The following is a 19074-nucleotide window of genomic DNA, read 5'->3' as shown; positions in this document are numbered from 1 at the left end:
CGCCGCACATGCATTTGGAAGTGGTCTATTACAAGTCCACCATGGGCAGCGCTGCGAAGCTCCTCCGGCACGTTTGCTCGTTCGGCAGTGACAGCGCCGTGGTCGACGAGCCAGGGGGGCCCACGGAAGGCCGCGTGCTCTGGCCACATGGCGATGTTCTATACTCCCTCCACCTCTTCTTTGTTTGGGTGCGCGGCAGTTCGTGGAGCCATGCGATCGAGAACCTTGTGGCCACGGAGGCGGCCGCGAACCACGGGAGCACCACATTTTCTCGGGAGCTCGCCGCGCTGAAACGCGCCCAGATCATCATTCTCTTGGTTGATGATCAGACGCATCGCGTTTGGCGTGGCCCACACTTCACCAAGATGCTTCGCGCCGACCTCGTCGCCGCGGGGCGGGATCCCGATACCATCCCGGTGGTGTTCCAGATCTACCATCCGCACCAGGAAGGCGTCCCCACGAGCCCGACTTCCGACATCGTCCCGGGGCTCACCTGGGCGCGCTGCGATCACCTCGAATCCTTCCCTGGGGATAAGCGCGGTATGAAAGAAGCGCTCGACCGCGCCATCGCGCTCTACGAGGAGATGAGGGCCGACCATGAAGCCAAGTAACCTCCTCTGCCGCCAGCTCGCCGCCAGCGCGGCCGCCAAGGGCGGCGGCGCGCCGCTCGTCATCGCGGCCTGCGGGCCTGACGGCGCGCCCGAGCCGCTTCGCACCTGCGACGACGCCACGGGTGAGCCGGTGCTCTGGGGCGTCCATTGCGTCAACGAGGAGCCCGGCGGCCGCGTCGTGGACTACGCCCAGGGCCTCGTCTTCGACGATCGCCGGCAGCTCGTCGCAGCGCTGTTCGACAACGCGCGCGTCGTCGTCGAGCAAGAGGACCTCGACTGGTGAGCACCCCCGCCCAGCCACAGCCGCTTCACGTCGTCTACTATACGGGCCCCACCGGGAGCCCCTACCGGCTCCTCCGGCACCTGGCCGGCCTCGCCCGCTCGGTGTCGATCGAGTCCGGCCCGACGCCGGCGGGGGCCCAGCTGCTCTGGCCGCGCGGCGCCGGCGCCCTTCCGCTGCGCGTCTCGCTGGTCGTGACGCGCGGGGTCGCCTGGCACGAGCCCATCGAGGGCCTCGCGGCCGAGAGCGACGAGGTGCGCGCCGAGCTCGAGGCCCTGAAGCGCGCGCACGTCATCGTGCTCCCGGTGGACGGCCGGGCGCGCTGGCTCGCCCTCGGCGTGCACCGCGCGAGGACGCTGCGCGCCGACCTGATCGCGGCGGGACGGCAGCCGGAGCAGGTGCCCGTGCTCTTTCAGGTGCACCGCCATGCCGACCCGAACGAGCCGGCGGCGGCGCTGTCGGACATCGCACGCGCGCTGGTGTGGACTCGTTGCGATCACGTGGAGGCATTCCCCCGGGAGAAGCGAGGGGCGAGGGAGGCGCTCGATCGCGCCATCGCGCTGCACGAGGCGCGCCAGGGCACCTCGGGCCGCGACTCCTCTCCTTGAGCGCCCTTGCGCCGGAATCCGTCGCTCTTCGTTCTGGAACAGCACATCCGCATCGCCTACGCTCGACCCGCTCAATCATGGTGCTCGATCTGGAGACGTACGTGACGGTCATGACTCAGCTTGCTGCATCCGGCGGCGCGCAGGCGGAGGTGCTCGCTCGACACGGGCTCGACGAGGCGCGATGGAACGCCGCCGACGCGCACTGGCAGGCGCTCCTCTCGGGCGCTCTGGCGAACGAACATGAAGGCATCCCGGCGCTGCTCGCAACGTGTACTGCGGCCTACCAGGCGGCATCACGCGCGGCGGCACCGCCGATCTCGCTGGAGCAGTTCGCTCAGGTGACATCGCTGCTGCACGAGACGGGGGACGTGCAGGCGGCGCTCGCCAGGGTGGGCGTGACCCTGGCCGACTACGTCCGCGGGAGCGAGCACTGGAGCCCGCGGATGGCCGAGGATCCCGGCGCGGAGAGGCGGTTTCACGCCGCGCTCCGCGGCGAGCGAGGAGGGAGCCCGGGCCGTCGAGGAGAGGGCTGAGCGATGTCGACAGCACCTGCGCCGGACGCAGCAGCCCCGCCGGGCATGTGCCCGGGAATCGCCGTGATGGGCGGAGGCGGGAGCGCGGGCGGAAGTGATGGCGGCGGCAGCGGCGGTGGTGACGGCGGCGGCGACGGCCGTGGCGGCGAGGGCACGGGCGCGAGCGGTGACCAGAAGTGCGCGCCGAGCGGTACATCCGATACCGAGAGCGCCAGTGACCCGGTCGACGTCGTCACCGGGCGGGTCTTCACGCCCCCGGTCACCGATCTGCGCCTCCCCGGGCCCATCCCGCTCGAGTTCACGCGCTCTTACAGCTCGCGTGCGGCCGCGCGCGACTTCGGGCTGGGGTGGGGTTGGGGACACAGCTGGGGGTGGACGATCGAGGTGCGACGCCGCTCCATCGTGGTGTGGACCGAGGAGGGTATCTCCGTCGATTTCGAGCAGCCCCTCGCTGTTGGAGAGGAGACGATCGGGCCCTGGGGCTACCTGCTGCGTCGCACTGCCAGCGGCTTCGTGCTCGACATCGGCGACGGGCTCGATCGCGTCTTTGCGAGCGCTGGCCCCGAGGAGCGCCGTCTCCGGTTGAGCTCGATCGAGGATGGAAACGGGAACCGGATCGAGCTCACGTATCATGACGGCGCGCTCGTTCGCGTCGTCGACAGCGCGGGGAGGGTGCTGCGCGTCACGCCGGACGCCGGCGGCAGGATCGCTGCGATCGAGGTGCTGACCTCACCCACGCACGATCGTTCCCTGCGGATCGCGAGCTACACCCACGGCGATGACGGTGACCTCGTCCGCGTGACGGACGCCGAGGGCCACGCGTCCCGCTACACGTACGATGGTGGTCATCTCCTCGTGTCGTCCACCGATCGCGTCGGGCTCACGTCTCACTACGCCTACGATTCGCAGCGCCGTTGCGTGGAGGTCTGGCTCGACCACGCCGGCAAGGCAGATCCCTGCCTCGCCGAGGGGTTGCCCCCGCGGCTCCGTGACGGGACCACGGTGGCCAAGGGCATCTATCATTGCAAGCTCGTGTACGGCTCCGGCGGCTACAGCGAGGTGATCGACTCCACCACCATCCGCCGGTTCTTTGGCAACCCGATGGGGACGCTCGACAGGAGCGTCGACGGGCGCGGGGTCGTCACGCGGACGTATGATGAGCACGGACATCTCCTGTCGCGGACCGACGGCCTGGGGGCGACGACCACGTTCGAGCGCGACGAGCGCGGCCGTGTCCTTGCGATCACCGACCCGCTGGGCCGCGTCACGCGCATCGAGCGGGACGCTCGTGGCAATCCGGTGCGGATCACGGACCGGCGGGGAGACACGGTCGAGCTCGATCGTGACGGGCGCGGCAACGTGGTTGTTCATCGCGACGGCGCTGGCGCGGCGACGCTCTACCGGCGCGACGGCCGAGGTCAGGTCGTGGAGGTCGCGTCCCCGGGAGGCGGTTCATGGCGCATCGAGCGGGACGTGCATGGCAATCAGGTCGGCGCTATCGCCCCTGACGGCGCGCGCTGGACGTGGCGCTATGATGCTCTCGGGCGAATGGTTGCAAGGACCGACCCGATGGGGCGGACCGTCCGCCACGAGTACTCGCCGCTCGGGAACTTGCTCGCGACGCAAGCTCCTGAGGGCGTCACGCGGTACGCGTACGACGCGGAGGGCTATCTCGTGCGCGTCGAGGATCCGGCCGGCAACGTGCGTGAGCTCGCGTGGGGCGGCTACAGGCAGCTCTGCGCGGCGAAGGACCAGAACGGCAATATCGTGCGGCTCGCCTACGATCGGGACGGCGAGCTCGTCGAGGTGCACAACGAGGTGGGCGAGGTGCACCGGCTCGACTACGACGCGTGGCACCGCCTCGTGAAGGAGACGACGTTCGACGGGCGGACGTTCAGGTACCGTTTCGACGAGGCGGGCAGGCTCCAGTCGATCGAGAACGGGGAGCGCGGGTGGATGCAGCTCTCCTACGACGCCGCCGGCAACCTGGTCACCATCACCCGGCCGGGCAGCGGGACCGAGACGTACGAGCACGACGCGAACGGGGCGGTGATCGCGGCGTCGAGCGGCGCGGGGCGCTTCACGTTCGAGCGCGACGCGCGCGGGAGGATCACGCGCGAGGAGCAGACGGTCGGGGGCGTGTCGTACGCGATCGAGACGACGTGGGGCGCGATCGGGGGCGCGGTGGCGCGCCGGACATCGTGGGGCCACGACGAGGCCGTCGTCCGGGATGCCCGCGGCTTGCGGAGGCGTACGAGCGCGGCGGCAGGGCTTCTGATCGACCATGCGAACGATCCCTTGGGCCGCGAGGTGCGGCGCGTGTTCTCGCCCGACGGCGGCGCTGTCACGACCGCGTACACGCCTGCCGGTCAGATCGCCGCGCGGTGGCTCACGTCCCCTGCGCGTGCGCCGAGGATCGGGCGAGGAGAGCCGGACTGGGTCGGGCCGCTGCCCGACGCGGTGTGGGGCCGGGCATACCGGTACGACGCGCGGCAGGAGCTCCTCGAGGTCTGGGATCGCGACGCCGGGGTGACGCGGTACGAGCACGACGCGCGCGGCCAGGTCATCGCGGCGTGGGGAGCGGTGGAGCGGGAGGAGCGTTTCCGCTACGATCCTTCCGGCAACATCGCCGAGGCGAGCGGCAGCGGCGCCTGGTCCTACGGACCGGGTGGGCGGCTGGTTCGCCGCGGAGATATCGACTACGTGTGGGACGCCCTGGGGCGCCTGAGCGAGCGGCGTGTCCGTGCGCCATCGGGCGGAGAGCTCGTGACGCGCTTCCAGTGGAGCGATCGGGATCTGCTCGAATGCGTCCTGACGCCCGAAGGCCTTCGCGTGGAGTTCACGTACGATCCGCTGGCGAGGCGGATCGGCAAGCGTGTATCGAGGCGAGGCCAGGGGGAGCGGTGGATCGAGGTAGCGACGACGCGGTACGTCTGGGATCGGCACAGGCTCGTCCACGAGGTGACGCGCGCGGGAGATTCCGAGCGAGCCCGGACCTACGTGTACGAGGATGACGAGTTCGTCCCGATGGCGCATTATCAGCATGACGGCGATGGCCGCTGGCGCTGCTACCTGACCGACCCGGCGGGCGCGCCAGACGCGCTCGTGAACCTGGACGGGACGATCGCGGGGAGCATCGAGCGGCGCGTCTGGGGTCGCGTGAGGCCGCGTGGTAGCGCGGAAGCGGAGACTCCGCTCCGTTTTCAGGGGCAGTACGAAGATCCGGAGACGGGGCTCTTCTACAACCGGTTCCGGTATTACGATCCGGACACGGGGCGCTACATCAGCCCCGACCCGACGGGGCTCCTCGGCGGGCTGAACGCGTATCGGTATGCGCGCAACCCCTTCCGATGGGGGGATCCCTTCGGACTGGTCGTCATCAATGCTGGTGAGCGAATCAATGATTTTCCTGACAATCCCGACGAATTCATCTTGCGAGGGCACGGAAACTCGAGCGGTATGAATCGGCCGTTCGATGACAGAGCCCGTCAAGATCATCGAAAGTACATGGTTCACGACGAGAAGGAGCTCGCCGGCTATATCCGGAACCACCCGGATTACAAGCCTGGAATGACGATCCGGCTGGCGAGCTGCAAGACGGCCAAGGGGGAAAACAGCATCGCCGACCGCCTCGCCGCAGAGATGGCGAAAGATGGGAGCAAAGTGTATGCTCCGACGGAAAATTTGCATGTTGGGGAGAGCTACAGCACTGTATTCACCCAGAACGAGCGGAACGACTGGCGCTATGAGCCTGGCTTCTGGCGTGAGGGGGGGACGTCGAACGTGGTCCCGGGTCCGGCGAACCACCGTCCGTCGACCCGCGAACTGGACGATAAATTTTTTGAAGGCAAGGGCAGCGGTAGCAAAAAGAAGCGCAAATCGCCGAGATAGAACAGGAGTGTTGTGCCATGTCGTACTACCGTGATGGAGGGCACTGGTGGGAGCGTTGCGAGCACCCGAAGCTGGTCACGATCGGCTGGCTGGACAAGCCTCATCCAATCCCTCAAGGGGCCGTGGAGCCGGAGGACGTCGCGAGGTTGGAGCAGATCATCATGAATGGCTGGACACCCGTGGAAATCGAGGGCACGCATGCGTGCAGCTTCTGCTTCGACGATCCGGATACTGAGCCCCCCGAGCGCATCGTTGCTGGAAAAGAGACATATCTAGGTTGGAGAAACATCTGCGTCCCCGGAAAGACATGCATTTACATCTTTCCGGACCTGATCCTCCATTACATCGATACACATGGTTACAAGCCGCCGAAGAATTTTCTTCGCGCCATCCGTAAGGTCGACCCCAAGGACCCGGCCTACAGGAAGAGGTGCAAAGAGCTCTGGGCGCTGGTCGACCCTTATGAGTAGCCTTCCTAGTAGACTTACAGAATCGATGCATTCGCGCTCATCAGGACTACAGACCGGCGCAGCGAGGAGGCTCGGCTCGACGCGCGCGTCGTTCGCCGCACGGACGACCTGGAGAAGCATGGTCGCAGATCGAGTTCGCCGCGGTGGAATATTGCCATCGCGTGGGAACCCGGAGGCATGATGAGGGCTCACGACAAGGACGTCGACGGGCTTGGCAGCGTGACCGTCGAGCCGGAGGAGGAGTCCGCGCCCGCGTCGCGCCTCTCCATCGACGATCTCCTGCCGCAATCCACCTCCCCGAAGCCGGCGCCGCGCGGGGCGGACGGCGCCCCAGCTCGCGCACCGGCGGCGGGGACACGCACCGCGCGCGTCCTCGACGTGGCTGGCCGCAGCGCGACGATCGTGCTCCGCGGCGCGACCGCGCCGTTCGAGGCGGAGCTCGCGCCCGAGGTGGATCCCGAGGTGATCGCCGACGCTCAGGCCAACGGCGACCTGGTGCTGGTCGAGTGCTGCGAAGGGGAAGCGCCTCTCGTCGTCGCGGCGCTCACGACGCGCAAGCCTCGCGAGATCCGGCTGCAGGCGACCACCGTGAGCATCGAGGCGGAGGAGGAAGTGCTCCTGCGCTCAGGGCACGGCGCGGTCCGCATCCGTCAGGACGGCGACATCGAGGTGATCGGCAGCCGCATCAGCGCCGCCTCTCGCGGGCTCTTCCGCCTCGTCGGGCGCATCTTGAGGCTCAATTGAGCCCGCGCCCTCGCGCCCCGCGTTCCCAGGGAGTCCAGCTGACCGCGCGCGAGGTGCGTTGCCAGGGGCGGCGAGTCAGGATACACATGAGGGTTCCGGGAGCTGGAGGGCGCGTTTGATGGAGGGGACGCTCGGCCACATCATTCTCAAGGGCGGCGGTCTGCCCGGCGACGTCCGGGTCCTCTGTTACGAAGCGCATGAGGCGATCTCGCTGCCTTACGCCGTCCGCGTCGAAATCTCGACCAGCGACCCGTCGTTTCGTGTCGATGGGTGCCTCCAGCGCAGGATGCTGCTCGAGGTCGATGATGGCCACGGGGGCGTCCGGCATTACGACGGCCTGCCGGACCGGGTTGGCTTCCTCCAGGTCCAGGCTGGCGAGTACCGCTTTCACCTCCGGCTCCGGCCGGCGCTCGCCGCGCTCGAGCACCGCGAGGGCTCGCGCATTTTCCAGGACAGGAGCCCGATCGATGTCGTCAAGACCGTCCTCGCCGACGCCGGCGTCGACAGCGGTGTCGAATGGCGACTCCGGCAGAGCTACGCGCCGCGTGAGTTCCTGTGCCAGTACCGCGAGACAGAGCTGGACTTCGTTCACCGGCTCCTCGAAGAGGAGGGGGTATTCTACTTCTTCCTCCACGGCCCGGACGGGCACAGGCTGGTCCTGGGGGACGACCCGGCGGCCTTCGCGCCGCAGGACGGGACGCCCGAGGTGCTGCTCTCCGTCCGGCAGGGCGCGCGCGCGCACGCCCGGCCGGTGCTCGATCTGCGCCGGAGAAAGTCCCTGAGGACCACGGGCCTCGCGCTGCGCGACTACGATTTCGAGAAGCCTGACGTCTTCCCCGCTGCCTCGGCAGCGGCGCCCGGCAACCGCGCCATTCACCACTTCGAGTACCCCGGCGGGTTCACCACGGGCGCCGAAGGCGCACGGAAGGCGGCGCGGCGGCTGAGCTCCCTCCGGGGCGACGTGGACGTCTGCCGCGGCAAGACCCACGCGGCGGGGCTCCTGTGCGGTACGCCGATGGCGATCGAGGGAGCGGCGGAGCCGTTTCTGGAGGGAGAGTTCGTCGTCACCGAGCTCCGATCGCGAGGCCGGCTGGGCGCAGCGGCGTGCGAGAACGAGTTCGCCGCCATACCGAAGGATGCGCCGTTCGCCCCGGCCCGCCGCACGAAGAAGCCGCGAGTCGGCGGCGTCCAGACAGCGATCGTCACCGGACCGTCGAGCGAGCCCCAGGCCGTCCACGTCGACACGTACGGCCGCGTCAAGGTGCGCTTCCTGTGGGATCGTTCGGGAAAGCAGGACGATACGTCGAGCGCCTGGTTGCGCGTATCGCAGCTCGGCCTCGGGGGCTCGATGATCTTGCCCCGCGTCGGCTGGGAGGTCTCGGTCGGCTTTCTCGACGGCGACCCGGATCGCCCCCTCGTGCTCGGGCGCACGTTCAACGCGGAGGACACGCCGCCCTACGCCCTGCCCGGCGCGGCCGCCAGGAGCGCGCTGAAGAGCATGTCCACGCCAGGCGGCGCCGGGCACAACGAGATCACGATGAGCGACACGGCCGGGAGCCAGGGGCTCTCCATCTCCGCCAAGAAGGACCTCGCCATCACCACCGGCCACGACAAGGACGAGACCGTGGGCGGCGACGAGGAGCACAGCGTCGGGAGCAACTACGCGGTCTCCATCGGCGCGAACGAGTCGACCACGGTGGGCGCGAACCAGTCGATCGACGTCGGCAACGCGCTCCAGATCAAGGTGGCCGGCGCGCAGGCGATCTCCGTGAGCGGCGACGACAAGGTCCAGGCGAGCGCTGATCTCGTCGAGAAGGTCGGCGGGGCGCGCGACTACGCCGTGGGCGGGGACCACATCACCATCTCGTGCGGCGTCCGCCAGCAGATCACCGGCGCCTTCTCGCGCGACGTCGGTTCGGTCCAGACCAGCGTTTCGCTCGCCTCGATCGATGACAACATGCTCTCGACCTACGATGAGACGGCAGGGGCGCTCATCGCGCAGCTCGTCGCTGGCACGAGCGTCGAGAGCGTCGCGACGAGCAAGGATCAGACGTCGTCCGCGGGAGAGATACACAGCGTGGGCGCGCTCTCCACGCAGGCCGGCGCGGTGAAGCAGCTGATTGGGGGGCTCCACCTGCGCGACGCGGGCGGCGATTACGTCGTCGAGGCGCCGCAGATCGTCCTCGCGGGTGGGGTGGGGAGGTTTCAGGGCGGCGGGAGCGCGATCAAGCTCGACGGGGGCCCGATGACGCTCCAGGGCGCGAAGATAGCCATCAACGCGGCGCTCATCGTCCGGCAGGCGGCGAGCCTCAAGATCGGGTGAGGGACGGGCAGCGTGGCAGACTCCATCGACATCGAGCACGAGCTCACGATAGACGGCGTCCGGTTCCCCCTCCTCTGGCTCGAAGCGCACGAGGCGCTCGATGACGTTGGCTCGCTCCGGTGCGAGATCACCGACCGAGCCGGGGGGCCGGACCCGGCCGCCTTGCTGGGGAAGCCGCTCCTGCTCACGCTGTCGCGCCGCGAGGGCCGGGAGGAGCGCAAGCTGGCCGGCTATGTCGTCGAGGCAGAGCGCGCCACGCCGCAGGGCACGGAGGAGACAGCGACGCGGCTCGTCGCGCGTCCCAGGCTCTTCCGGCTCACCCAGCGCGCCGACTGCCGCATCTTCCAGCGCATGTCGGCTCCCGACATCGTGAAGGAGGTCCTCGCGGGCGCCGGCATCCCCGCGTCGGCGCAGCGCTGGCAGCTCACGCAGAGCTACCCGGAGCGACGGACGACGGCGCAGTACCGTGAGACGGATCTCGACTTTGTAAGGCGACTGCTCGCGGAAGACGGGATCTCCTTCCTCGTCGATTCGAGCTCCGGGGCCGACACGGTCACCTTCGTCGACACAGAATCCGAGGACATCGATGGGGAGAATCAGCTGGTGTTCCGTCCGACAGATGGGCTCGACACGACGCTCGATGCGATAACCACCATCTCCTGCGACAGGACGATCGCACCGGGGCGCGTGCACCTCCGAGACCATGATTTCGAGAGACCCAGGGTCAAGCTGGACGCCACGGCCCAGGGGGACGACGACCAGGAGAGAGCGCTGGAAGTGTACGTGCACCCTGGCCGCTTCACCGAGCCGGCCGTGGGCGATCATCGCGCCAGGGTGCTCCTGGAGTCGCTCCGCGCCCGGCGCGCCCTCGCGAGCGGCACGACGAACACCCTTCGGGTGCGCCCCGGGCGCAGGTTCTCGCTGGCGGACCATCCCTACGAGCCGCTCAATCAGGAGTACCTGCTCGTGGAGGTCGACATCGCCCTGGAGGCGCGCCCGAAGACCCATGCGCACGCAGACGCAGGTCGGCGCGGGGGGCGCATCGCGTTCCGCGCAATCCCCACGTCGAAGAGCGCCTATCGCCCCCCGCGAGCCCCGCGGGCGGCAAGGGTTCTTGGCGCGCAGTCGGCCGTCACGACGGGACCGCCGGGCACGGAGATCCACCCCGATCGGCACGGTCGCGTGAAGGTCTCGCTGCCGTGGGATCGGCGTGGCAAGGCCGATGATTCATCGAGCGCGTGGATCCGGACGAGCCAGCTCCCGCTCGGCGGCGGCATGCTGACCCCGCGCGTGGGCTGGGAGGTGTGCCTCGATTTCATCGACGGCGACCCTGATCAGCCGCTCGTTGGAGGGCGGTTGTACAACGCCGCGTCTCCGCCACCGTATCCGCTGCCGGCGCACAAGACCCGGATGGCCCTGCAGACCGCCACCACCCCGGGCGGCGGGTCGGCGAACGAGATCCGCATGGACGACCGGGCGGGCGCCGAGGAGATGTTCATGAACGCGTCCCGGGACGGCTCTATCCGCGCGGGAAACCATGTGATGGAGAGCGTCGGGAACAGCGAGTCGCGTTCCATCGGCGCCAATCATTCGCTGGCGGTGACCGACAGCTTGTCCGCCGCTGTCGGAGCGAACCAGGATCTCGCGATCGGCGGTGATCAGCGGGTGCGCGCCTCGACGTTCATGGTGGACGACGTCGGCAGCCATTCGCTCACCGTCGGTGGCAGCCGCGACGTCAAGGCGGGCGGGGATCACAAGCGCACCGTCACGGGGAGCTCGACGCTGGCCATCGGCGGGGCGCAGGTCGATCTCGCGGCTGGCTCGGTCGACGAGGCGACCATGGCCACGATGGAGGACACGGTCGGCGCGGCGCTGATCGAGATGACCGCCTCGGACCGGACCGTGACGGTGAAGGGGAGCCGGACCGAGGCCGCGGGAGCGGCGAAGGTGATCCTCGCCGGCGGCGGCCGCGCCGTCGAGATCGGGACCAGCTTGAGCCAGAAGGCCGCCGGCGCGATCCTGAACGTCGTCGCCGGGGATCGTCAGGACGTGAGCGAGGCGGATTTCCTCGAAGTCGCGGGGGGCGCGCAGATCGTCAAGGCGGCGAACGTCGTGTTCGAGGCCCAGACCTCGCTCAGCGTCGTCATGGGGGCGTCCACGATCACCCTCACCCCAGCGTCGGTGTCGCTCGCCGGTGTCGCGATCACGTTCGACGGCGACTGCGACGAGCTGGGCGTCATCAAGGAGAACTGAGCATGGCACCGCGGACGCTGCTCACGCTGTTCCGGGCCGAGGCGATCGAGTCACGGGACGTCATCGGATTCCGGGTCGAGCGCCGGCTCGGCCTCGTCACCACGGCGGAGGTCGAGCTTCGCTCCGCGATCTACGTCGATCCGGACGAGCTGCTCGGCAGCCCCGCGTACCTCGCCTTCGGCCGGGGAGGCCCAGAGCACGAGATGCACGGGGTAGTGACCGACGTCGAGATCGCCGCGACGCCGACGAACGACGGCGTTCGGAGCACCTCGTACCGGATCCACCTCACCTCGTGGATGGGGCTGCTCGAGCGCGAGGTGGACTGCCGCATCTATCAGGACCAGGATGTGAAGGAGATCGTCTCGGCGGTGCTGCGAGGGGCTGGTATCGACGACCAGCGCCAGTCATGGCGCCTCGTGAGCAGCTATCCGAAGCGCACGTACTGCGTGCAGTACAACGAGAGCTCGCTGGCGTTCGTCTCGCGGCTCCTCGAGGAGGAGGGCATCACCTTTCACGCCGAAGCCGGCGACGCTGGCGAGATCGTCGTCTTCGAGGACGACAGCACCGCGAGCGACCCCATCGACGGGAACAAGGAGGTCCCCTACCGCTTCGGCGCTGGGCTCGACGGCGTCGAGGACGCGATCTGCGTCCTCGTGCGGCGATGCCGCACGGCGACTGGCAAGGTGGTCCTGCGTGACTACGACTTCGAGGCGCCGGAGATCGACCAGACGGTGACCGCGGCGGCGGATACGGACGCGGATCTCGAGGTGTACGATGTTCCGGGGCGGTACACCGAGCGACGCGAGGGGGAGCGGCTCGCCCGGGTTCGGCTGGAAGCGCTGCAGGCCGAGCGCGCGTGCCTCACGCTGGATTCCGGCTGCGCGCGGCTCACCGCGGGCCGCTGGTTCACGCTCGTCGACGCCCCCGATGAGCTCGACGGCGACCATTTCATCACCGCTGCTGTGCACGAGCTGCACGACGGGACGTACGTCGTCCGCGCCACGACCGTTCCGAGGACCGTCCGTTACCGTAGCCCGCAGCGGACGCCGGCGCCGATCATCGAGGGCCCGCAGACGGCGGTGGTCGTCGCGCCGAAAGGCGCGCCTGCCGAGGACATCCATACGGACGCGCACGGCCGGTGCAAGGTCAAGTTTCACTGGGATCGCCACGGCGAGAGCGATGATACGGCGTCGTGCTGGATCCGCGTGGCGCAGCCGCAGGCGAGCGGGGCGATCCTCCTGCCACGGGTGGGGTGGGAGGTCATCGTCGAGTTTCTGGAAGGAAACCCCGACAGACCCGTCGTGACGGGGCGCGTCTTCAACGGCCGATTCAGGCCCCCCTACGCGCTGCCTGATGGAAAGTCGCGCAGCGCGCTGCGGACGAGCTCGTCGCCGGGTGGCTCGGGCGCGAACGAGATCCGCCTCGAGGACAAGGCTGGACACGAGGAGATCAGCATCAGGTCCCAGCGGAACACGACGCTCGCGACGGCGAACGACAAGACGCGCTCCACCGGCGTCAACGAGTCGAAGAGCGTCAAGGTCGACGCGCAGCTCTCCGTGGGCGCGGATCAGAAGATCCAGGTGACCAACGGCTACCTGGCCACCGTCGACGGCGCGCAGACCACGAGCGTGGGCGGCAATCGATCGGTGCAAGTGAACGCCGTCTATGGGCTCACCGCCAAGGGGGAGAGCGCGACGGCGGTGGGCGGCACGCAGAAGGAGATGACCGGCAATCCGGCGAGCGCGCTCCTGTCGCTCGCCGCGAGCGCGCCGACAGAGGCCGCGACGGCGGAGGCGCGCCGCGCGCTGGAGGCGCTCGACCGGGCGGCGGTGGCGAAGGTCAACCAGATGATGGTGCCAGTCCACGCGCTGGAGACCCAGCTTGGGGAGCTGGGAGCTGCCATGGACGCCATGAACGTCGGGGACATGGGCGCCACGACGAAGGCGCTCGACGCGGTGGCCAGCCTGCCCTCGCCGGCCGCGTTCGGCGCGTCCCTCGGGGCAGCTGCCGGCGGGCCAGCGGCCTCGGGCGATGGATCCGGCTGGTTCGACGCGCTGCTCGGAGGGGCGATGAATGCCGGCCCGGCGCGCCCCGGCCATGCGTCGGGCCTTGGCGCGGACGGCGGTGCTGGCCCCTCGGGCGCCTCCGGGGCGACGAAAGAGGGCGTATCGGCGGGCAGCTCGGCGTCGGACAGCGTCACCGGGCCGGGGCACTCTGTGAACGTGTGCGCCTCGACGCACGACGAGACCGTCGGGGGCATGAAGGCCACGATCGCGGCAGCCGGCATTCACACGACGGTCGGGGGAGCGCGGTCGCAGCGGATCGGCGCTGCGCGGATCGAGCTCGTCGCCGGTACGCGGGCCGAGACGTGCCTGGCCGACAAGACGGAGCAAGCGGCCGGCCTTGTCGTCGTGAGCGGCGCGCCGGAGGCCGAGACGGTCGGCGGTAGTCGCACGACGATGGTGGGCGGCGCCGTGGTCGACAAGATCGGCGGCTCGCATTCCGTGATGGCGGGCGGTAAGGGCATGTTCATCGGGGCGTTTCACAAGGTGGACGCCGCGGGCGCCATCGTGTTCAAGTGCGGATCGAGCGAGGTGGTCATCGACGGCGGAGGGGTGACGATCAAGGCCGGGCTCGTCACGATCACGGCGCCGAACGTCAGGTTGAAGCGCAACGTATCGTTGCTGTGAGGCAGCCATGGATCCGCCGCGCATGGACAACAGGACCGATTTCGTCGCCGCGCCGTTCCTGCTCGTCGGCAAGGAGGGCGAGCGCCTCGTCGTCGTGGTGAAGGCGACGTTCGTCTCGGTCGAGGGGCAGAGCGAGCTCGAGATCTCGGACAGCGCGGAGCAGCGCCGGATCCGCAGCGCCGACGTGCCGTGGGGTGATCCGGAGAAGAGCAGCATCAAGTATCCTTCGGATCTCTGCGTCGCCAAGCCGGGCACGGACGTGATCGTGGTGGCGGCGGCGCACGCGCCCGGCGGACGGGCCGTTCCCTTCTTCGACGCCGGCGTGCGGCTCGGCAGCCTGGAGAAGGTCGTCCGGATCTTCGGATTACGTGTCTGGGAGGCGAACGGCGCCGGGCTGTCGAAGCCGCGCCCTACGACCGGCATCGAGGTGCGGTACGACCACGCGTGGGGCGGGCTCGATCGGAGCGATCCGTCGCACCCTGTCGAGGAGCCCAGGAATCCGGTGGGGATGGGGATCGCGCGCGACCCGGAAGCGCTCACGCACAAGCCCGCGCCTTTCATCGAGGACCCGGCGGATCTCATCCGCTCGGTGAGCACGCGCCCGGCGCCTGCAGGGCTCGGCGCGATCGGCCGCCACTGGGAGCCACGGCGGCGTTATCTTGGGACCTATGATGCTGCCTGGCAAAGGCAGCGCGCGCCTCTCTTGCCCCTGGACCACGACGATCGCGCCAGTTCGTGCGCCTCACCGGGGCTCGTCGCGACGCCGGCGGTGCGCGGTGGAGAAGAGGTGGTCCTGCTCAACCTCACGCCGGATCAGGGAACGATGGTATTTCGACTGCCCAGGACCGCCGTGACGGTCGCCATGACGGTCAGGGGGCGCGCGCCTGAGATCCTCTTACCTGAACTCGATACAGTTCTGATCGACGCGCTCGCTCCTCCAGGCGTGGTCGTCGAGCTCGTGTGGCGCGCGTCGTTCCAGGCGCCGCGGCGCATGAAGGACGTCGAGATCGTCGTGACCGAGACGGAGGCCGGGTGAGCGCAGTCGGGGTCGTCGAGGTCGGGGCACGCACGCCGATCGGGCTGAACGCCCGACAGACGGGGTTCTTGCTGCGCGCGGGCTTCCCGGCCGTCGCAGAGGCGCCGCTCGCGAACTCGGCCGGCGAGGCGATCACGATGGGATTCGTGCCGGCGATCGATCCGCGCATCGTGGGGCCGGAGCGGCTCGTCCTGCTCGCGGCGCCCGCGTTCGAGGAGGCCGTCTCGCGGATCGGCGACGGCAAGATCCTGGTCCAGCTCGCGCTGGACGAAGGAGTTCCGGACGCGCCTGCGGCGACGAAGCTCCTCGCGGCGGCGGTGAAGCGTTCGACGCCGGCGGCGGTGAAGATCGTCGCAGGCGGCGAGGCGGCGCTGGGGCCGCTCCTGCTCGAGGCGCTGAACGCGCTCTCGTCGATGCAGGTCGACGCGGTGATCCTGGGCGGCGTCCACAGCGATTACGACCCGCGTGCGATTGCGGCGCTCGAGGAGAGCGGGCGGCTCTTTTCTCCCGACAACCTGGACGCGCGCATTCCGGGGGAGGGGGCGGCGTTCTTCGCGCTGATGCGCGACGCGGACGCGGGGCGGCGGGGTCTCCGCACCGTCGCGCGCGTGGTCGGCGTGGGGACCGGGCAGGAGCGCGCTGGGCCCCACGACGACGCGCCCGCCTACGAGGCGTTCGGACTGACCAGCGCGACGCGGCAGGCGGCCGAGCCGCTGGCGCGGGCTGGGCAGACAGCGGGGTGGATGTTGACCGATCTCACGGGCGAGATGCGGCGGCTCCGCGAGTGGCAGGCGGCGTTCGTCAGGCTGCAGGATGTGCTCGGCCGCCCGTATGTCATCGAGTCTCCAGCGCAGCGGATCGGTTATCTGGGTGCCGCGGCGATGCCGCTGTTCGTCGCGATCGCGGCGACGGCGTGGGAGCACGGGGTTGCGCCGTCGCCGGTGGCCATCGCGGCTGCCGGGAACGACGGCGGGGCGCGGGCCGCGGTGGTGCTCGCGAGCGCAGCGCGAACATCGGACGGAGAGGGGTGAGCATGAGCATCACAGCTTGCATGATGGATTGCATCACGGCCAGGTCAGGGCACCAGATGGTCCCGCTGGCGGTCAGCGTGTGCACGACGCCGGCCGCTCCGAGCCCGATCCCGGTGCCCTATCCGGTGTTCGCGAGCTCGGCCGAGGGCATCAAGAACGCGCCGGTACGAACGAAGATGGGCGGCGCGAAGATCCTGACGGTGGGATCGAGCTTCAAGGCATGTCACGGCAACGAGCCAGGGACGATGAAGGAGGTGGTCAGCCTCAACACGGGCGGTCCGTCGTTCATCGTGATGGGGGCGCCGGTCGTCTTCGTGGAGCTCGGGATGGTGGGCACCACCGGCAGCCCAGGATTCTTGAACAAGGGAGGGCTTTGAACCATGTCGATCCGCGGCAGGCGCGCCGCTCCCGCAGGGAACGTGCGCAGGGAAGGGTTCAGGTAAGGCGGCGCGCATGTCCGACGACCTCGCCGCCTGCGACGCCGACGCGCCCTGGGTCATGCATTGGGAGCGCGCGCATTCGCTGATTCACGCGGTCGCGCGCTTCATCGAAGGACAGCGTGAGCCGAGCGCCCACCTTGCGCCTGCTGCGCGCAAGCTCGAGAGCGGCCTTGGCGCGCTGTACGATGCGTTCGATGGCCGTGCTGATCGTGGGACGGCCGTGGGGCGCGCGCACGGGCATGTATGGGCGGCGGCTGTTCTCCTGGCGCAAGCGGGCCTGCCTCGGATGCTCGCTTCGCTCCGGGACGCCTGCGCAGCGCTCGTCGCCGCCGAGGAGCGTCTCTCCACCGCGTCGCTCGCCGGACCGAGCGCTCCCGTGCTTCGCGCGGGCGTCGATCTCCCGCCGCTGCACGTCGTCGGGCGGGCTTCGCTCGTACCGTCGTTCCGCGCGCCGAAGGTGCCTGAGCCCGCGCCTGAAGAGCCCGAGCCCGCGTCGGCGGAGCCGAGGACCTTCGATGAGCTCGCGGCCATGGCCGAGGCGATGCGCCGCCTGGCGACGGAGCGGAGGATGGCGCTCGTTCGCCCTGCCAGGCCAGCACCGAGGCCGGTCAAGCCGGTCTCGGCTCGAGAAGCGGCTCCTCCCGGGTTCGCGTTCGCGCCGGCGGCCGCGGTCTCGGAGGAGGACTTCGTCCGTCGCTGGTCGCGGGTGTGCTTCGAGGAGATCGGGATGCTCGGAGTCCAGCGGGCGCCGCTCCCTGGAGACGACTGGCGTTCATGCCGAGCTCTGGAGCAACGCATGGTTGCTGCCATCGACGCGCTGGCCGCGCTCGGTCCGACGGCGATCGCGCACATCGAGCCGCTGGCGATGGATGCGCCGACCGCCGATCCGATGCGCGTCTTTGCGGCCGCGATGATCGGAGGGTGCATCGAGGGGCGTGACACCCTCGCCTGTGCCGAACGGGTGCTCTTCCGGTTCGGCGCAGGTGATCCAATCGTCGCCGAGGCGTTCGTATCCGCCATGAAGCTCGCGCGGAGCCCGTGCCTGCCCAGCAGCCTGAGGGCCTTGACCGCGTCGTCCGAGCGCGGGTGCCGGGCGATCGCCGTGGAGCTGCTGGCATACCGCGGCTGGCTCACGCCCACGGAGCTCGAAGCGCTGAGCGATGAGGAGGACGCGCGCATCTTCGCGTACGGGTTGTCTGCGCTCGCCGCGGTGAGACATCCGCGCTTCGACCGGGCGCTGGAGCGGGCGCTCGCACACGAAAACCTCGACGTCCAGGCGACGGGGCTCGATGCCATGCTGGTCGCAGGGCACGGACGAGCGGCCGAGGCCGCGCGCAGGGCGGCCCAGGGAGCGCTCGGGGACCGGGCGCTGGTGCGGCTGGCGCTGGTCGTCGGCGAGGAGGACGCCTGGTGGCTGCTCGAGCGAATGCGGCGCTCTCCAACACCCTCGGCAGTCGAGGCGGTCGGGTGGACTGGGCTCGTGGAGGCGATCCCGAGCCTGCTGGATCTGCTGGAGTGCGCAGCGAAGGACGTCGCGCTTGCCGCCGGCGCCGCGCTCGATCGGCTGCTCGGCGCGGGCCTTGTCGAGGAGATGGAGATCGACGCGGCGGCGCTGCAGGACGTGGTGGTGATCGATCCGGATCCGGAGCCGTTTCGTGGACGTCGGCCGCTCGGAGAGCTGGTGGGCGATCCGCGCGATCGCGCGCCGGTCGGGTCGAAGGAGACGCTCGGTGTGCCGTCGACGGATCCTGCGCGCTGGCGGGCGTACTGGTCGGAGCACCGGGCGAGCTTTGACCCGAAACATCGGTTGCGACGCGGGCAGAAATACGCACCATCGGTGTCGCTTCAAGAGCTGTCGATGCTTGCGCTTCCGATCGAGGATCGGAGGTGGTTGTCGAGGGAGCTGGCGGTGCAGACAGGGAGATGGTCACACTTCGATCCGCACGATTTCGTGGCGGAGCAGGAGCGGTGCTTGGGGGCGTGGCAGGCGATCCTCCAGGCTGCGAACGAAGCTCCAGGGGCCTGGGGGCAGCAGCATAGAAGATAGGTACGAGGTCAGCCCAACGCACGGCGAAGCTGCGTCTTCGCGTCCAGACGACCTCCGACGGATGCGCCGGCGCGGCGCTCCGGCGCGCGGGCCCTGCCAGCGCGGCGCCGGGCGTCG

The 19074-nt window shown here is 69.5% G+C and carries 14 protein-coding genes; all 14 read left to right on the top strand.

Annotated elements, in window-relative coordinates; all coding sequences use genetic code 11:
• The first annotated feature begins 8 nt into the window (after positions 1 to 8).
• The 14 genes from WMF27_RS27995 to WMF27_RS27930 all read left to right on the top strand — a co-directional run bounded on the left by WMF27_RS27995 (position 9) and on the right by WMF27_RS27930 (position 18957).
• Complete coding sequence (locus WMF27_RS27995) at positions 9 to 611, top strand: hypothetical protein (protein ID WP_437765815.1); 603 nt, start codon at positions 9 to 11, stop codon at positions 609 to 611.
• Positions 598 to 894 carry a hypothetical protein gene (locus WMF27_RS27990; protein WP_437765816.1) on the top strand — a complete coding sequence of 99 codons (297 nt, stop codon included), beginning with the start codon at positions 598 to 600 and terminating at the stop codon, positions 892 to 894. The genes WMF27_RS27995 and WMF27_RS27990 overlap by 14 nt, the downstream gene beginning before the upstream one ends.
• Positions 891 to 1499 carry a hypothetical protein gene (locus WMF27_RS27985; RefSeq protein WP_437765817.1) on the top strand — a complete coding sequence of 203 codons (609 nt, stop codon included), beginning with the start codon at positions 891 to 893 and terminating at the stop codon, positions 1497 to 1499. The genes WMF27_RS27990 and WMF27_RS27985 overlap by 4 nt, the downstream gene beginning before the upstream one ends.
• 110 nt (positions 1500 to 1609) lie before the next feature.
• Positions 1610 to 2032: a hypothetical protein gene (locus tag WMF27_RS27980; RefSeq protein ID WP_437765818.1), complete on the top strand. Its 423-nt coding sequence runs from the start codon at positions 1610 to 1612 to the stop codon at positions 2030 to 2032.
• 3 nt (positions 2033 to 2035) lie between these two features.
• Positions 2036 to 5923: an RHS repeat-associated core domain-containing protein gene (locus WMF27_RS27975; protein WP_437765819.1), complete on the top strand. Its 3888-nt coding sequence runs from the start codon at positions 2036 to 2038 to the stop codon at positions 5921 to 5923.
• A gap of 17 nt (positions 5924 to 5940) precedes the next feature.
• Positions 5941 to 6393 (top strand): hypothetical protein, encoded by a 453-nt coding sequence (locus WMF27_RS27970; protein WP_437765820.1) that lies wholly within the window; start codon positions 5941 to 5943, stop codon positions 6391 to 6393.
• Between the two features lie 177 nt (positions 6394 to 6570).
• A complete protein-coding gene (locus WMF27_RS27965) occupies positions 6571 to 7137 on the top strand; it encodes a hypothetical protein (RefSeq protein ID WP_437765821.1) in 567 nt (188 codons plus the stop codon).
• Between the two features lie 118 nt (positions 7138 to 7255).
• On the top strand, positions 7256 to 9460 hold the full coding sequence (locus WMF27_RS27960; protein ID WP_437769797.1) for a type VI secretion system Vgr family protein: 2205 nt from the start codon (positions 7256 to 7258) through the stop codon (positions 9458 to 9460).
• A 12-nt stretch (positions 9461 to 9472) separates the two neighbouring features.
• On the top strand, positions 9473 to 11713 hold the full coding sequence (locus WMF27_RS27955) for a type VI secretion system Vgr family protein (RefSeq protein WP_437765822.1): 2241 nt from the start codon (positions 9473 to 9475) through the stop codon (positions 11711 to 11713).
• A gap of 2 nt (positions 11714 to 11715) precedes the next feature.
• Positions 11716 to 14403 (top strand): type VI secretion system Vgr family protein, encoded by a 2688-nt coding sequence (locus WMF27_RS27950; protein ID WP_437765823.1) that lies wholly within the window; start codon positions 11716 to 11718, stop codon positions 14401 to 14403.
• A gap of 7 nt (positions 14404 to 14410) precedes the next feature.
• Positions 14411 to 15439: a DUF2169 family type VI secretion system accessory protein gene (locus WMF27_RS27945; RefSeq protein ID WP_437943131.1), complete on the top strand. Its 1029-nt coding sequence runs from the start codon at positions 14411 to 14413 to the stop codon at positions 15437 to 15439.
• The gene (locus WMF27_RS27940; RefSeq protein ID WP_437765825.1) at positions 15436 to 16470 is read left to right on the top strand and encodes a beta-ketoacyl synthase N-terminal-like domain-containing protein; all 1035 of its coding nucleotides are present in this window, start codon (positions 15436 to 15438) and stop codon (positions 16468 to 16470) included. The genes WMF27_RS27945 and WMF27_RS27940 overlap by 4 nt, the downstream gene beginning before the upstream one ends.
• Before the next feature lie 2 nt (positions 16471 to 16472).
• Positions 16473 to 16847, top strand: a complete 375-nt coding sequence (locus WMF27_RS27935; protein WP_437765826.1) for a PAAR-like domain-containing protein — start codon at positions 16473 to 16475, stop codon at positions 16845 to 16847.
• Between the two features lie 76 nt (positions 16848 to 16923).
• Positions 16924 to 18957: a hypothetical protein gene (locus WMF27_RS27930; RefSeq protein ID WP_437765827.1), complete on the top strand. Its 2034-nt coding sequence runs from the start codon at positions 16924 to 16926 to the stop codon at positions 18955 to 18957.
• Positions 18958 to 19074 lie beyond the last annotated feature (117 nt).

This window comes from Sorangium sp. So ce281, assembly GCF_051527395.1.
Taxonomy (GTDB): domain Bacteria; phylum Myxococcota_A; class Polyangia; order Polyangiales; family Polyangiaceae; genus Sorangium; species Sorangium cellulosum_B.
This window is presented reverse-complemented; position numbering and strand designations above follow the sequence as displayed.

Bases quoted from the DNA above. Each gene is read 5' to 3' on its own strand.
- WMF27_RS27995 (WP_437765815.1), top strand. From the start codon at position 9: ATGCATTTGGAAGTGGTCTATTACAAGTCCACCATGGGCAGCGCTGCG.
- WMF27_RS27990 (WP_437765816.1), top strand. From the start codon at position 598: ATGAAGCCAAGTAACCTCCTCTGCCGCCAGCTCGCCGCCAGCGCGGCC.
- WMF27_RS27980 (WP_437765818.1), top strand. From the start codon at position 1,610: ATGACTCAGCTTGCTGCATCCGGCGGCGCGCAGGCGGAGGTGCTCGCT.
- WMF27_RS27975 (WP_437765819.1), top strand. From the start codon at position 2,036: ATGTCGACAGCACCTGCGCCGGACGCAGCAGCCCCGCCGGGCATGTGC.
- WMF27_RS27970 (WP_437765820.1), top strand. From the start codon at position 5,941: ATGTCGTACTACCGTGATGGAGGGCACTGGTGGGAGCGTTGCGAGCAC.
- WMF27_RS27965 (WP_437765821.1), top strand. From the start codon at position 6,571: ATGATGAGGGCTCACGACAAGGACGTCGACGGGCTTGGCAGCGTGACC.
- WMF27_RS27960 (WP_437769797.1), top strand. From the start codon at position 7,256: ATGGAGGGGACGCTCGGCCACATCATTCTCAAGGGCGGCGGTCTGCCC.
- WMF27_RS27950 (WP_437765823.1), top strand. From the start codon at position 11,716: ATGGCACCGCGGACGCTGCTCACGCTGTTCCGGGCCGAGGCGATCGAG.
- WMF27_RS27945 (WP_437943131.1), top strand. From the start codon at position 14,411: ATGGATCCGCCGCGCATGGACAACAGGACCGATTTCGTCGCCGCGCCG.
- WMF27_RS27935 (WP_437765826.1), top strand. From the start codon at position 16,473: ATGAGCATCACAGCTTGCATGATGGATTGCATCACGGCCAGGTCAGGG.
- WMF27_RS27930 (WP_437765827.1), top strand. From the start codon at position 16,924: ATGTCCGACGACCTCGCCGCCTGCGACGCCGACGCGCCCTGGGTCATG.